Genomic DNA, 14,224 nt, shown 5'->3' on the forward strand with positions numbered 1-14,224 from the left:
TGAAAAAATACCTCTCAAGTGAGGCCGAGTCTGAGAGCGCTTTGTCAAGAATGCCGTTGATTGTTTATTCCAACCCGCGCATTATCGCACCGGGCGGGATACGATAAAAAATTGCCGAAAGCTGTTGAACTAGACTTCGTGGTGGATGTTTCGCCACAATTTGAAAAGCACGCCAATTCGGCGATGCTTCGCCTTCAGGCGCTGTACCCAACGTGCCAGTTCACATGGCGCGACGGTGGGATATCAATACGCGGTTCGATCGACCTCACGGAAGAGCGGTTTCGCAAAGATGTTTTGCACGCTGTCTATCGCGAGAAAATCTACGCCGAAACTCTGACCATGCGCCAAGCGCTCGTCGCCGCGGTCACAAGCCGATGAACGTCTGGCCGCTGAAGTTCCGCGAGATGTCGGACGGTTCGGTGTTGTTCTGCGATGATATAGGCGGGTTCTTCAAGTCGAGCCACGACTTCCTGGATCGGTACGCCACCGATAGCCTTACTACCGTCGACGGAACGTTCCTCAGGGAAGCGAACCACGGATTTGATCGGGAATTCGATCTTCGGTGGACATCGTTCGCCTACAGGTGGGCTCGGCGCCAGGCGAGGCGGACGAGAATGAACTACGTTATCCTCGTGCCGACGCTTAGGTGCAATCTCGCTTGCGGTTATTGCCAAGTCTCGCGGGCTGCCGAGAAGGCTCGCGGATTCGACTGGTCGGACGAGACCGTCGTCGGTGTACTTTCGTTCCTCGACCGCTTGGACGGCCAGGATATCAAGATCGAGTTTCAGGGGGGCGAGCCCTTGCTTCGGGTCGATCTCCTGAGAGCCGTTCGGGACTTCTGTCGCGGAAGGTTTGCCCGGTCTCAATTCGTCATCTGCACGAATCTGCAAGCACTGGACGAGCGTGCATGGGACTTTCTGGATGCCGATGATACATTCATCAGCACGTCGCTTGACGGAGACCGGGCCACGCATGAGCGTCAGCGAACCCACGGCACCGGAGTCACTGACGCCTTCTTTCGAAATCTCGAGGCAGCCGTTTCCCGCTATCCGGAGGGCAAGATCTCGGCTCTGCCCACGGTGGATGTCGCCAACCCGCCGGATTTCGACACGCTGCTGGACAACTATGAGCGCTATGGGATCAGGTCCGTCTACCTGCGCCCGATAAACCACCAAGGATTCGCCAGAAAGATCCAGCAAGGCGACAATGTTCTCGCGCGCTGGAACTGTCTCCACGCCGAATTCATCGACCGTCTTATCGCCCGCAATCATCGGACCGGGCGCTTCATGGAAGAGTACTATTTCAGCCAGTGCTTGAAGCGTGCGCTCCGCTTCGGTGCCGACTGCCACGTCGACATTCGGAACCCGAACTTCTTCGCCTCCGACTATGTTGTCATAGATCACGACGGACGCTTCTATCCGACCGATGAAGCTCGGATGCTATCTAGGATCGGCCGGATCGATCTCAGTATTGGCGATGTCGGGACAGGAATCGACCGGGCAAAGGTCGACGTTCTCAATTCCGGTGCATTCAACCACTTCGATCCAGATTGCATCCACTGCGCCTACCAGCCGTTCTGCGGCACTGACGTGATCGACGACATCTCCCGGTATGGCCGAATCGATGTCCCGCGGCCGGATACGTGGTTTTGCGGCCGGCATTTGTCGCTGTTCGACAAGGTATTCGAGGTCCTTTACCGCAAGGATGAGCCTGCCCGAGCGTCGGTTGCCGCTTGGCTCGGCGTGGGCGGCTGGGACGACAGCATGGCTTCGACGCACCAATGATACCCCTGCGTATCAAGGTAGAGGCAAACACCGACCAGCCTTTCGTGGTCCGGCTTCGCTCGTTTGAGGCCGATGCATGGGAGCAAAGGACCGAACAACTAAATCCTTTCGACGCGGCGCTGGAGCACGTCGGCCCTGAAGGCGCCGACTACGTCGGCGAGGCCGGTCCGATACGTATCCTTGGCATCGACCCTTCCGAGGTCGATGGAGACGTGCTGCTCGTAAACCCGCGGCGCGGAACCGCGGACCGCCTCGTTCGCAGTTCGTCGCAGGACAATACCTTACTGGTGACCGAACGGTGCGATCAGGTTTGTCTGATGTGCTCCCAGCCGCCCAAGAAACATCATCTCGACCTGTTCTCGTACTTCGAGACCGCGGCGTTGCTTGCGCCGGAAGGCGCGACTATCGGTATTTCCGGCGGGGAGCCGACGCTTTTCAAGGTCCAACTCTTCGATTTCCTGAGGAGGGTCCTGGACGCTCGCCCTGACCTGTCCTTCCACGTCCTGACCAATGGCCAACATTTCGATCTGGATGATCGGGACGCGATGAGCCGTATCGACTTGGCCCGGGTGGTCTGGGGAATCCCGCTCTATTCCCGCGATCCCGCCGTCCATGATGAGATCGTCGGGAAGGCTGGCGCGCACGAACAGCTATTGGAGAACTTGGCGCTCATGTGTCGTCTGGGCGCCCAGGTGGAGCTCCGCACCGTGCTGATGCGTCCGAATAGCGATGGGCTACCTCAGCTGGCAAGGTTCATCGCCTCCACTCTGCCTTTCATCCGGACATGGGCAATCATGCAGATGGAGAACATCGGCTTCGGCCGCATGAACTGGAAGGCGCTCTTCCACGACAGTTCACAAGGCTTCGATGTCGTCGGCCGTTCCATCGATTACGTGCGGAGCCGGGGGATAGCTACCTGGATGTACAATTTCCCGCTCTGCACGGTGCCGGAGCCATACCGCCATCTGGCGCCTGCGACGATCTCCGACTGGAAGCGCGCTTACCGAGAGGAGTGCGGCGGATGCTCATTGAAGGCTCGGTGTGGGGGATTTTTCGAGTGGCATCCAGCTAACCACGGATACAGCAATTTGGGGGCTATCCAATGAAGAAGCGGCTCTTCGCGATACCGTCGCTGCTCGCGGCGGGATTCTTGCCAGCCAATGCGCAGGCGCTGCCGACCAAGCCAACGTTGGACGGCGATCTCGGAAAGACGAAATCTCTCTTCGATATCTTCAAGCTCGACCATCTGTACACCTTGGCGGGACATCGCAGTCATAGCAGCCACAGCAGCCATAGCTCGCACTCGAGCCACAGGTCGTCGACGGGCGGCTATTCCTACATCCCGCCAGCGCCGAGCCAACCCGCCCCGCTGTACAATGCGCCGTCAACGCCCGCGCCGGCCTACCAGGCGCCCGCGATCGCGCCAGCGCCACTGAAGACGCTTCCGGGCAACGCTTACAAGTTCAAGGAAATCGTCCAGGAGGTCCAGTTCGCCCTGTTAGCGTTCGGCTACTACAGCGGCGAGATAGACGGCGAGATGAACCCTGAATTGAGGGCGGGGCTGCTGCGCATGCAGGCAGACTACTCGCTGAAGGTTACCGGGACGATCACGCCGGAGACGCTGACTGCGCTGAGGATTGAAGCGCGCTAGCTTCTCCACTCGCTGCAGCGGCCAGTCTGCATGGTCCGAACGGGAGCGTCGCGTGGCCACATGCGAACGATAAGGGGGAAAGATGAAGCTTGTGCGCTTGCGGCTTAGCAACTTTAGATCGTTTGGTGCGAACTACACAGAACTGGAATTAGACGACCTGACATTTCTGCTCGGTCCAAACGGTGCCGGCAAGACCGCGGTACTGCAAGCTCTAGCGAGGCTATTCAGCTTTGATCCAGCGCGGCGCAAGGTCAAGAAATCCGACTTCCACGTTCCCTATGACGAGAATCCCGATGAGGAGCTGGTCGAACGAGAACTCTGGATAGAGGCCGATTTTGAGTTCCCCGAAGTAGTAGGCACCTTCGAGCTTTCCGGATCGTGCTCTATGCGCCAGCCGCTTCAGGTTGAAGTCGAGCATCTGTCGCGCTTCCCCGGCTCGCCGTGAAAGACCATCGCTCCACGGACATCGTATCCAAGGACGGATGCATTCGCCACAAACTGGATGGCTTCGCCGAGGCGCATGCTGATCTTTGAATCAGCGTGACTGGAGAGATCCACGACCCCTAAAACCTCAGCGGGGGTGTTCCTGGCCTCAAAGACGGCAGCGCTGATGCGAGGCAAATTACGCGACCAAAGGCTGTTGAGCACTGGCCTCGCGAGCAAGCTGCTCAGCTTCCTCTTGGGATAGCCCAATGAGCACTCTGTCACCAATTTCGGCAGGCAGGTCAGTCAATTGGTCGAACACCATCCATTGGTCGGTCGGATCCAGAATGACGACGAATCTCATCTCCGCGCGTCCTTTGTTAGGCTGCGCTAACTTACCGCTGAGCCCGTTGTTCCTGCAGGATGGAAATTATTCCGGGGGCGGCCCTCGATGGCGCTTGCTGTGCTTGAAGAGCGCCGGTGGGCAAACCGGCAACCGACGGCAACGGGCGGGGATGTGCCGTCGGTCACCAAGGATAGGGGCCATAGAATCAGTGAAATGCTTAGGCCCTGCCTAGGATTCATGAAAGCAATCGGCTCAAAATCTCATTTGATGGGGAGTTTGTCAGCAGCGGAGCCTCCGGTTTCCCCCATTCGCTCGGCCATTAGGTGCGCCATTTAGCGTCCACACCTTTAACCAACACCTCGGCGTCATGCCCTGGGCGGGCTGGTCTACTGGCCATCCGGCGAAAGCACCAATGACCTGAAGGCCCAGTATATCGAGAACGGTCAGCTCATCCAGAACCTACGAGCGAGACCTGCAACTGCCATTGGATTGTCTTTGTTTTGACACGCTATCCTCGATCGGCGTCACTGGCTTTGATCTGCATGATCTGATGGCCGCCGGCATCGCGGACGGTGCAGACAAGATCCGTCGGCTTCACCTCAGCCATCAGCTTGCGGACTATATCGAACGCGCCTTCCATCGCCTCGCGTTGGCCCTTTAGAGAGGAGCCGTGCGCATCATGATAGACGTCTCCGCCGTAGGATATGTCGAAGAAAAATCTGGCCATGCTTTACCTAAGGCCCTGGAGACCCACCGCCGCTCTCTTACGCGTGAGCCCTGATCAGTATTATTCAAAAAGTGCACGATTGATGGCTGATACGTGAACGCTACTGCAACATATGTGATTGACCGGGCCGGAGCACACGCCTGCCGTGGATTGTCTCGTATACAGGCTGAAACCGAGCGGTGCGGGCCGCCAGTGCAGCTTGCGTGCGCCGAGCGAGCTGCGCATGCGCAGGGCTTCATCAAGAGAACGCTAATGGAACATTCCGTCAGCGGCCTTGTTCCTCAGCGCGGGCAGGAATATTGTCCTCGGTGCGGCGACCTCGCATTTTGGAGTCGCCCTTGACGTCGAAGTACCCCTTCTCTGAAGACACACTCGGGAAAAAGCTGGAGGCAGGCACAGGCTTGTCGGTCTATTGCTTGACCTGCAAGCGGACAGCGCTGCTTGACGTGGCCGAGTTGGTGCGCCGGCTCGGGCCGGACTACGAGTGCATGCATTGGAACTTGGTGAAGGTGCTGTACTGCCACGAATGCCGTGCCGCCGGCCGCGACGATCGGAATTTGCAGTTCACCAACCACGCGCTGACGCCCCAGCAGCGGAAGAGCTGGACGCCATGCCCCTAAAGCCGGCTCTCAAATTTGAATGCCGCTACTGTCGCTTTGTCTCAAAATTGCGGTATGTCAAAGTACCTCTTTGAGGTCGTGAGAAACGGGCAATCTCTCGGAGATGCCTGGGTCGATCTCGACAGTAGGATTGATGTGCGACGAGAAGCGCTCAAGGCCCTCCATGACATCGCTATCGACGAAATGGCCTCTAGCGATCTGGATGAAACCATGACGGTCTCCGTCCACAACGAGGCCCGGAAACTGGTATATTCTGCCACCATCAGCGTCTCTCAGTCGTTCCCGGTGTCGCAGCATCCCCACTAGCCGGGAACATCACCGGGGGCTCCAAGTTCGGTGACCATGGAACGCTCGCCGCAACGTGTGCGAATGACCGCCTTGCTCGACAACCTGCGGGAACAGGAAGAGCGGCACAGGAACTGTTGCGCCAAACTCAGGATGTGATCGCTAAGAGCGCTCGCTTGGTCAGTGACTCCCGGACCCTGCTTTCAAAGTCGCCAGTTGCGAATAAGTCGCCGCTTATGCAACATCCGAGGCATGCGCGACTAAAAAATCTGACCGCAGGACAACATCATCGACAAGGTATGGTGGGCGGCAGCTAGTGAAGCGTGCTCTTCGGAGGCTTAGCTTTCGGCCCCCTCAATCTGATTTCGTTCTGCAGCTCTAGCGCAAGCCGGACGATTGGATCGGAAATCGAGACCACGTGGTCGGTTGGACCCTGTGGCAGCCGCTTCGGCGTCGCCGAACGTGCAGATTCCCGGGGGGCCGATTTCGACAGCAATTGCGATAGGTGTTGTCGCTGGAACGCGTGAACGTCTTCCAATAGGTCCAGAAACTTCAAAGCGTCCGCAGTCGGGAGATTTTTGGAACGCAGTCGAACTATTCGTTCGTGCTGACGAACAACATGCCGCTCGCCATCCATAACGTGGCGTCGCGCCATGCTGATATGTTCGTGGAGAAGCATCGCCAACAACGCAACCAGGGTGAATGTGGTTCCTCGGCCAGCGGGCGATCAAGGCTAGGGCGGCTTAGATCCCCCGGCGAGCGCAATCGCCGCCTGGTGCTCTAAGCCTGCTGAACTCGCCGGCGGACGGTTGGCTACAGAAACGGGCGGTTTGGCTTCCTCGGCTCCGGCAAGCTGCTACACGGATTTGCAGCCAATGCTGCTAAGCGCCAGTCTCTTTGGCACATCTCCCTTGCCAGTAACTCATTGCGATCATCAGCGGTCGCTCGACCTTTCTTCGCGGCCAGCAGATAGTCGGCTCTGTTCGTTCGAAAGTCTTCTTTGTTCGCAGACATCATTCGGCGCGCGCGTCAAGCATCCTCACTCCCGTCAACGCGACAGCCTTCGCCCGTTGCCCATGACTGGGAGGCTAAACGGAGGTAGACGTAACCCAGGTTAATGCACCGGCGGGCGCTAAAGCAGGATGCACACATGCCGCACTACTTCTTCGACATAGACGAAAGGCGATACACTCACGATGAGGTCGGGCTGACGTTTTCCTCACAGGTTCAATTTCGAAAGCTGCTGTTGCGACCTTGCAGACCTTAGCCCTTCAAGACCGCGACGCGGAAGGCGGCAACCGCATTATAGCATTTCCGTCCGCGATGAGCGCGGCCAAGTGGTGTGCACCGCGACCCTGACCTTTGATGACGCTTTCCAAATTAGGTTCCCCGATGCAGCAGACGTCGAGCGGCGGACTTCGCGAGCGCAACACACCGTCATTGCCCTGAAGCAGCGATTGGAACCTCTTTCGGTAAGCGCACGTTTTCCTTCTAGGATTATTATCTCAAGGAGGTAGTTCCATGAATATCAAGATGTTCACAATTGGCGCCCTTGCGCTCGCGATGACGAGTGGTGCAGCAATGGCCGGGTCGACATCTGCACTCGATGATCCGGCCAAGATGTCGCCGTTCTTCACCGATGCCGGGATGAAGACCCTGAGATCGGAAGCCGATTTCAAAACTGCCTGGATGGCGATGAAACCTGACGAACGAACTGCGGTGCTGAAAGACTGCGGCGATGCGACCCTCAACAAGGCCCATGCCGATTTCTGCGCTATGGCCAAGAAGATGGGCGGCTAGCTTGTTCTGACGGTTTTCCTTGAGGAAAGGCGGACCATGGTCCGCCTTTCTGTTGCCACCTACCGCGCCAAGCGGCGGTAGCAGAAGCTTCAATTCAGCGTCGGTTCGGCATCCCTCATCTCGGTGAGAAAGGACGCGGCGATCAGATCGTCCGGGTAGGCCCGCCAGATTCTGCGGGAGCTTTGGCTTGCTCCATTTTGTGACTGAAGTGCTGGCATCAGTTGCGCCTGGCACAGCAGAGGATTCCGCAAAATGCGGCTGCACAGACGTGGCGTTGGAGACGGCCGACGCCGCTATCCTGGACGGGCGCGTCCTCGATCTCGCGGCAATGGTCGATCTCTCCCGGCGCGCGATGTCGAACATCCACCGGAACATCACGGTTGCGATCGGCCTGAAGGCAGTTTTCCTGGTGACTACTGTGGTAGGCATCACGGGTCTGTGGCCGGCAATCCTCGCCGATGCCGGAGCGACCGTGCTGGTAACGGCCAACGCGATGCGGCTGCTCGCGTGGAAACCGAGCTAGTTCCCAAAGCTGGACGGTGAGATCGTCACCGCCACCCGGAGTGGAACCTCGCTGGACGACGGCGAACCGGACGGACAAGTTCTGCGATCAAGATGAGCATGTCACCCGGCATGGACATGTCGCTTGACGCCGGCTGTCCTGACGACTTCGTTCCGGTCATGGGGTCGGTTAGCAAGGGCTCCCTGCGGTCGTCACCGCATCTTCCCTGCACGTGAAGCCTGATCCTCACGTCCCACTGACCTTAACAACATTTGGTGTTTTCATCTGAGCCCGAATCAAGGACACATCAGGTTAGGGCCTATAGCAACGCAGTTTGCTGACTCTATGGCCCCTTGCACTCCGACGACCGTCGACCCCCCAAGCCCCCCGCCCGTTCGACGGTCGTCCTTTATCTAGAGCTAACAAGCCATTTCGAAGAATTCGCCACAGCCAGGCGGTCTGTGACGAACGTCTCTACGCCGGGATCAGAACGGCGAGCCTATGGATGCCGACTTCCTTGCTCGTATTCGTGGCCTGGTCGGTCTTGCCCTTGGCACAAGTATAGGCATCGCCGACCTTGAGCTTGAAAGGCCGCGCGAGCGGAATGACTACGCGAAGGCGAAGGGCGGCTGAACGCGTGACATGGGGTAGGGCACTCGGCTGTTCGGGGCTATCGCTATTAGTTAGCAAGGACTAATATGCCGGCGCGGTCGAGAGGGCCGCCTGCATGTCGGGTCGAACTGCTTTAGCTCCTGACACAATCGTGCCCCCCACGATGCCTATCCCCATTTGCCTTGGCGTAACCCCTGACGGGCCTTGGGCAGAAATGTTTCAAACGGATCAGGATGTCAGTCAGTATTGGAGAGGCTATGCCCTTGGGGGCGCGGTGTGCGCCGTTTTGCTGATCATCGAGCTGGTGGCGATTCAGCTACTTATGGCGTCGTGACAGGATGAGTGCGGCTTTTCTTTCTGTCGGAGCTATCATCCCCTAGCTGCATTCGCCACGGGGACGGGGCAAGGACGCGCGCGCAGGCCTTCGCAGGTAGTGAGTGAAGAGCGGGTGCAAGAAACCTCTGTACAGGGGCTCTATTCCAATTCGCATCCAAGCTGGCGACGATCCGGCAACAAAAAGCGGTGTAGCTCTCGGCCGATTGGTGGAGTCTGGAGCACGTGCCGAGCCCGTTTGGAATCACATTGGCAACATCGGGCCAAACGCGCAGGGTTTTCAAGGCGACCGCAACGTCTTTCAATTCAAGGCGTCTGCGGTTATTCAGACGCCCGTTCCGCGGTAGCTCAGTGGCAGAGCACCCCGTTGGTCGACGGGTCGATGAACTGAGCGAGCTAAGGGCAGGTATATCCCCGCGGAGCTTGAATTGATACCGGCAGACGGCGGCTGAAACGCCTATGTCTTGATGCTCGGCGGTTGGTTGCCTCAGGCTGCAGTTCGAAAGCACGTGGGCGCGCGCCAAGGCCACGGCGCTCGCCGAGGAGACCCGGACCATAGTGACCGTTGACCTGAACCCCGCTCAATAGCTCGCCCGGAGAGATGCCTACCCACCGGATGGCTGTCAGTTTAGGTCGGCATGCTATTTCCTGGCGGCAGAGTGCCGATCGGCCGTGACTTAGGCGCTGGAAGAAATTCCCGACGTCTTTCTTTATGCAACGCCCGCTCTGTGGCCAGGGTGGCTTTCGTTGTGAGCGTCGGCATCAGCCTGCGCCTGCTCTCGAGAGGGTCGATTGGGTCCGATCCAGCCTCCGGGAATCGCGCAATCTTGACACGATGCGAAGTAGACACCTGTAAACTGCTCTGTTGTGCCGCCATCGTTCCCGCCGGCAGGACCGAAGCCAGTCCCCTTCTCCCAAGAGTGAGCCATGCTGTGCTCATCAAACGGGTCTACCATCTTATCGATTTCGGGCACACCACCATCAGTCATGATCATCTCCCACAAACGAGATAAGGGCCGATAACTTACCACGAGTCCGCATTGGCGATGAATGAACTGCGTCACGTAGGTAACCGCAGGTGAACGTTGTGCGCACGCTTGGTGGAACCATGTGGCGTCCTCGTAATCCGCCACGTCCGAGGAGGTAGCTATATTGAGATTACTTGCTACGATTGACGCGGTTTTCGGAGCTTTCTGGCTTGGGCGGGAATTCGGCCGCGCAGAGATCCAATTCCTGCCATTGCCCCTGCCGATTACGAGCGTCGCCGCGTTTGAGGATCAACCGGGGGATACCCATGAAGAAGACGTACGGGAAGCCAGCCTCGGCGGTCCGGTGTTCCCCGGGGCTGACTTCAGTAAAACCAAGGTTGGCTGGACGGTGGGCGCTGGCCTCGCCTACGCGCCGACCGACAAACTGGTCGCAAACATTGACTATCGCTATTCCGATTTTGGCAGCACCCAATTCGCCACGCCAGCCGCTGCCGCAGGCACCACGAAGGTCAAGCTGAACGAGAGCGCAATCAAGGTGGGCATGAGCTACAAGTTCTGAGCGGGCGCCTATCCCAGCCCTCCGCCTAATCTGATTGCGTTCCTGTCATCCTTTGCCGGTCGCCAACCGGCGTGCGGAGGCTTTCATTCGGGAATTCCCCTTGATATATCATTTTTTTGAGGTGTGCGCAGTCTAACGCCCCTATCAGCTCTTATCGTCTCACCAAGGAATTCCGCCCCACCGGCTTCCAGAGCTTGTCGAAGTGCAGCAACCGTGCTCGGGCGCGGATCGGCTGTAGCGCCGCTTTCAATATTTCTCACCGCCATTCCGGAAATCCCTGCCCCCCGCGCCAGTTCGTTTTGCGTCCATCCAAGCATTGTACGGGCGGTGCGGATTTGTTGCCGGGTGATCAAAAGTTGTCCTCCTTGGGCTGCCGTTGAACCCATACCAATGCTTTCTGAAACCTCCGTCCTACAAACGAAGGATCGCTTCCTTGATGGATTCGTAGCTGAACAAGCTGCAGACTAGGGCCTCTTGGAGGTCCTATATTCGGATTCCCAAGGGAGAACGTCGACGTCAGGCTTGAAACCCGAAGCGATGTATTCGTCGCGCGAAATGTATCCGCCCTTTGATCCCTCGATCACACAGATAAATGGCGGGACGCCCGGGCATCGATAAATGCCAACCCACTTCGGCGCTGTGCTCTTCATGATCCAAGAATTTCATTACCCGTGATCGGTGTCGCCATCTGATCTGAGGATAAACGGCCTGACGCCCTGTCAGGAGGTTCGGGCCGGACCAGCCTTGCCATCATTGCCATTTGCCGCCGTAACGATCGGAACCTGGAGTTTCACCAACCACGCCGTGACGCCAGAGCAACGGCGGCGGAGTCCTTCCACCTGACGGTGTCTTGTCTCAATTCAAGACCGAGGCGCTGGCATCCATCTTGCACCGCTCTCCAATTGGGAGGCTGATGCGATGGTCCTTTCAACTGAACTGTTCGATCAAGACATGATCCTTCAATGCCCAATCTGCCATAGGGCGATGGTAAGGAAGGGCTATTGGATCAAGAGCGTCAAAACATTCACCTGCGACGGAGGTCACAACGAGATGCGGCTTACCTATGGGCAGAAAATTGCGATCTTCGAGCGACACCGCCAGGCGACTGACAACCGCTAGCGGTCCGGCATGGCCAGCGGGGTAGGCCAGCACACGCCGAACCTGACCAGCAGCAACCTCTCATTGCTCCGGCTGAATGAAGGCTAGCATCGTTTGTAGACGGCACCGCCATACGAACGCAGGATGCTCAAGCATCGCGGCGTCCGACCTCTGCCGAAAGAATCTTCGGCTTGGATCGCTTGCCGACAAGCCGATACTTATCGGCGTCACTCGCGCTTGCAACCATCTGGTAGTTGACTCTCTGGAACAAAACAAGAACAAATTCCTACACTTTCTAAGGAGGTGTTCATGGCTGCCCGTCACAAACCGGCAAGCTGCCGACCGTGCAGATTGGAACAATGGAATGTCTGGAACGTCGTGCAGAATGCCAATGCAGAATACGATCGACCGGCCAAGCGCCCCCTTCTTCACGGTCGGGCACTCGAACCACTCCATCGAGGAGTTCATCGACATTCTCCGGCCGGGAAAGATAGCCATGGTCGTGGACGTCCGGCGTCTGCCCGGTTCTAACGCCTGTCCCCAGTTCAACAGCGACAACCTGGCAAGGTCACTTGCTGAGGCTCAAATCGCCTATCAATTCGTTGCGTCCCTCGGCGGGCGCCGCGGAAAGGCGACTGATGTTTCACCCGAAACGAATGGCGCTTGGAGAAACCGAAGTTTCCACAACTATGCGGACTATGCGCTATCGGAAGAATTCCAGGCGGGATTTGATCACCTACTGGAGTTTAGGTCCCATCGCTGCGCTATAATGTGCTCGGAGGGCGTCTGGTGGCGTTGCCACCGCCGGATCATCGCGGACTATCTTCTCGCTCGCGGCGAGGAAGTGTTTCACCTGATGGATAAGGGCCGAATCGAGAGGGCCATGCCAACTTCCGGCGCGGTAATTCAAGAAAACGGGTCGGTGATCTATCCCGCAGTGCTTGCAGATGAAGGGACGGTTCGGCGGCGCGCAAAGATCCCGAGGTAGTCGAACACTTCAATCGATTGCGTCTTTCACGCCGCGGAGGGCTCGCCCTAATTGCGTGCGTTCGCCATCATGCCAACCGAGGACCGGTCGCGCAAGTTCGCGCCGCCACCATCGCCGGGTCGCCCCCGATAACGTTCCAGCAGGTTTTCTCCTTCTCGCGCCAGAACCGGATATCAAGCCGCTTCCTGCCGACGAGTATACCCTTCAATCTCAGCTCCGGCATCCAATCCGGGAGTCTGGGATCAAGGTAGAGTTTTTCATTCGGAGCGTCGGGCTGGAAGCCAATGATGGCTTGCAGAAAAGCAAAGCAGGACCCGGCAGCCCAGGCTTGAGGCACATTGGCTCTCTTGTATTGAACGGGAAAGGTGGTGGGCGTCCGCGGTGATCCGGCATAGAGTTCGGGCATTTTATGCTGCATGAAATAGCTTGCCGCGCCGCTGACGTCGCCGGCCACGCGAGCAGCCTCCTCAAAGAACCCGTAGCGTCTAAAGCCCAACGCGATCAGGCCGTTGTCATGCGGCCAAACAGAGCCGTTCTGATAGGAATTCAGATTGTAGGCGGGGTGATCTGCCGACAGGGTCCTGATGCCCCAGCCGCTCCACATGTCCGGCGACAATGACCGGGATTGGAGGCCACACTCAAAACAGGCTTCTTGTTTCCGTCCAGGGCGAAAGCATAGAACCCCGAAGCCTCATCCCAAAATACATCGTTGAACCGCTCGAACAGCGTCCTGGCCTTGCCTCTAAGGCGCTCGGCGCGACGCTTGTTGCCTCTGGCGGTATAGATTTCAGCCATGCGCTGCCAGGCGTCATAGACATAGCCTTGCAACTCGCAAAGTGCCTTCGGGCCTCTTACGCCTGAGCCGTCAGGGTACACGACTGCGTCAGAGGCATCCTTCCAACTCTGGTTCTCGTAACCGAGTCTCGAGCGGGTTTCATATTCCTGGAAACCATCGCCGTCTCGATCGCCATAGTGGTCGATCCAGTCCAGGCACTTCTCGGCGGTTTCAATGTGGCGATCGATTAAACCGTCGTCGCCTGTGCATCGCCAGGCGTTGTGAAGGACGATCAGATAGAGCGGCGTTGCATCGGCAGTGCCATAGTACGGCGTATGCGGAACGAGATGAAAATGAGCGAGTTCGCCGGTGCGCAGCTCGTGCATAATCTTTCCTGGCTCGGCATCTCGAAAGTCGTCCCGCGAGGTAGCCTGGAACCGGCCGAGGACATCCAAAGCGCCGCGGGCGAACTCGGGATAGATCAAGGCGTTCTGAAGGGAGACGATCAGGCTGTCGCGGCCAAACAGCCCTATAAACCAGGGCAACCCGGCAGCTGGAACATACTCCATCTCACCGGTGCCTTCGATAGGAAGGCGAAGCGCTGCCATGTCTTCGATCGCCTGATTGTAGAGCTGGCGGAATTGATCGTTCGAGGTGCTCAACTTGCACCCGGTGCGACGCCACCCTGTTACCCGTTTGGCCGCCTTAGAGTTTAGGCATTTGTCGACACAG

General features: G+C 58.0%; 14 protein-coding genes and 1 pseudogene. 11 read left to right on the top strand and 4 right to left on the bottom strand.

The features are described 5' to 3' along the window. The first annotated feature begins 60 nt into the window (after positions 1 to 60). The 5 genes from EN869_RS00855 (at position 61) to EN869_RS00875 (ending at position 3,880) form a co-directional block, all read left to right on the top strand. Positions 61 to 378, top strand: a complete 318-nt coding sequence (locus EN869_RS00855; protein WP_127228073.1) for a hypothetical protein — start codon at positions 61 to 63, stop codon at positions 376 to 378. Continuing rightward, positions 375 to 1,784: a His-Xaa-Ser system radical SAM maturase HxsB gene (hxsB, locus tag EN869_RS00860; protein WP_127228072.1), complete on the top strand. Its 1,410-nt coding sequence runs from the start codon at positions 375 to 377 to the stop codon at positions 1,782 to 1,784. The genes EN869_RS00855 and hxsB overlap by 4 nt, the downstream gene beginning before the upstream one ends. Further along, positions 1,781 to 2,890 carry a His-Xaa-Ser system radical SAM maturase HxsC gene (gene hxsC, locus EN869_RS00865; RefSeq protein ID WP_127228071.1) on the top strand — a complete coding sequence of 370 codons (1,110 nt, stop codon included), beginning with the start codon at positions 1,781 to 1,783 and terminating at the stop codon, positions 2,888 to 2,890. The genes hxsB and hxsC overlap by 4 nt, the downstream gene beginning before the upstream one ends. Then, positions 2,887 to 3,435, top strand: a complete 549-nt coding sequence (gene hxsA / locus EN869_RS00870; RefSeq protein WP_127228070.1) for a His-Xaa-Ser repeat protein HxsA — start codon at positions 2,887 to 2,889, stop codon at positions 3,433 to 3,435. Before hxsC ends, hxsA begins: the two co-directional genes overlap by 4 nt. Before the next feature lie 82 nt (positions 3,436 to 3,517). Continuing rightward, complete coding sequence (locus tag EN869_RS00875) at positions 3,518 to 3,880, top strand: AAA family ATPase (RefSeq protein ID WP_127228069.1); 363 nt, start codon at positions 3,518 to 3,520, stop codon at positions 3,878 to 3,880. Positions 3,881 to 4,057: 177 nt separating this feature from the next. Here the strand turns inward: EN869_RS00875 and EN869_RS34235 are convergent, their stop codons facing one another. Then, a complete protein-coding gene (locus EN869_RS34235; RefSeq protein WP_167506961.1) occupies positions 4,058 to 4,222 on the bottom strand; it encodes a hypothetical protein in 165 nt (54 codons plus the stop codon). 490 nt (positions 4,223 to 4,712) lie between these two features. Continuing rightward, a complete protein-coding gene (locus EN869_RS00885; protein WP_127228068.1) occupies positions 4,713 to 4,931 on the bottom strand; it encodes a hypothetical protein in 219 nt (72 codons plus the stop codon). A gap of 338 nt (positions 4,932 to 5,269) precedes the next feature. Here EN869_RS00885 and EN869_RS00890 point away from each other — a divergent pair, with 338 nt between their 5' ends. From EN869_RS00890 to EN869_RS00925, 6 genes and pseudogenes are all read left to right on the top strand, one after another. After that, positions 5,270 to 5,551, top strand: coding sequence for a hypothetical protein (locus EN869_RS00890; protein WP_127228067.1), 282 nt, complete (start codon positions 5,270 to 5,272; stop codon positions 5,549 to 5,551). Positions 5,552 to 7,357: 1,806 nt separating this feature from the next. Beyond that, positions 7,358 to 7,636 (top strand): hypothetical protein, encoded by a 279-nt coding sequence (locus tag EN869_RS00900; protein ID WP_127228065.1) that lies wholly within the window; start codon positions 7,358 to 7,360, stop codon positions 7,634 to 7,636. A gap of 256 nt (positions 7,637 to 7,892) precedes the next feature. Further along, positions 7,893 to 8,159: pseudogene (locus EN869_RS00905) on the top strand (heavy metal translocating P-type ATPase); the annotation flags it as partial. Positions 8,160 to 8,639: 480 nt separating this feature from the next. Further along, the gene (locus EN869_RS35440; protein WP_281015816.1) at positions 8,640 to 8,771 is read left to right on the top strand and encodes a hypothetical protein; all 132 of its coding nucleotides are present in this window, start codon (positions 8,640 to 8,642) and stop codon (positions 8,769 to 8,771) included. 1,464 nt (positions 8,772 to 10,235) lie between these two features. After that, entirely contained in the window at positions 10,236 to 10,631 is a 396-nt protein-coding gene (locus EN869_RS00915; RefSeq protein ID WP_167506962.1) for an outer membrane beta-barrel protein, read from the top strand. A gap of 1,489 nt (positions 10,632 to 12,120) precedes the next feature. Then, positions 12,121 to 12,717 carry a DUF488 domain-containing protein gene (locus tag EN869_RS00925; protein WP_348630841.1) on the top strand — a complete coding sequence of 199 codons (597 nt, stop codon included), beginning with the start codon at positions 12,121 to 12,123 and terminating at the stop codon, positions 12,715 to 12,717. Between the two features lie 67 nt (positions 12,718 to 12,784). On the opposite strand, the gene EN869_RS34930 is transcribed toward EN869_RS00925, so the two are convergent. Together EN869_RS34930 and EN869_RS34935 are read right to left on the bottom strand one after the other, a co-directional pair. Beyond that, a complete protein-coding gene (locus EN869_RS34930; RefSeq protein WP_245489491.1) occupies positions 12,785 to 13,171 on the bottom strand; it encodes a hypothetical protein in 387 nt (128 codons plus the stop codon). A gap of 92 nt (positions 13,172 to 13,263) precedes the next feature. Next, positions 13,264 to 14,154, bottom strand: coding sequence for a hypothetical protein (locus EN869_RS34935; RefSeq protein WP_245489492.1), 891 nt, complete (start codon positions 14,152 to 14,154; stop codon positions 13,264 to 13,266). Positions 14,155 to 14,224: the final 70 nt, after the last annotated feature.

The sequence above is a fragment of the Mesorhizobium sp. M2D.F.Ca.ET.226.01.1.1 genome (assembly GCF_004022705.2).
Lineage (GTDB): Bacteria > Pseudomonadota > Alphaproteobacteria > Rhizobiales > Rhizobiaceae > Mesorhizobium.

What these genes read in the sequence shown, in the direction of transcription:
- EN869_RS00900 (WP_127228065.1), top strand. Translation starts at nt 7,358, where the DNA reads ATGAATATCAAGATGTTCACAATTGGCGCCCTTGCGCTCGCGATGACG.
- EN869_RS35440 (WP_281015816.1), top strand. Translation starts at nt 8,640, where the DNA reads ATGGATGCCGACTTCCTTGCTCGTATTCGTGGCCTGGTCGGTCTTGCC.
- hxsA (WP_127228070.1), top strand. Translation starts at nt 2,887, where the DNA reads ATGAAGAAGCGGCTCTTCGCGATACCGTCGCTGCTCGCGGCGGGATTC.
- hxsC (WP_127228071.1), top strand. Translation starts at nt 1,781, where the DNA reads ATGATACCCCTGCGTATCAAGGTAGAGGCAAACACCGACCAGCCTTTC.
- EN869_RS00925 (WP_348630841.1), top strand. Translation starts at nt 12,121, where the DNA reads ATGCAGAATACGATCGACCGGCCAAGCGCCCCCTTCTTCACGGTCGGG.
- EN869_RS34235 (WP_167506961.1), bottom strand. Translation starts at nt 4,222, where the DNA reads ATGAGATTCGTCGTCATTCTGGATCCGACCGACCAATGGATGGTGTTC.
- EN869_RS00875 (WP_127228069.1), top strand. Translation starts at nt 3,518, where the DNA reads ATGAAGCTTGTGCGCTTGCGGCTTAGCAACTTTAGATCGTTTGGTGCG.
- hxsB (WP_127228072.1), top strand. Translation starts at nt 375, where the DNA reads ATGAACGTCTGGCCGCTGAAGTTCCGCGAGATGTCGGACGGTTCGGTG.
- EN869_RS00885 (WP_127228068.1), bottom strand. Translation starts at nt 4,931, where the DNA reads ATGGCCAGATTTTTCTTCGACATATCCTACGGCGGAGACGTCTATCAT.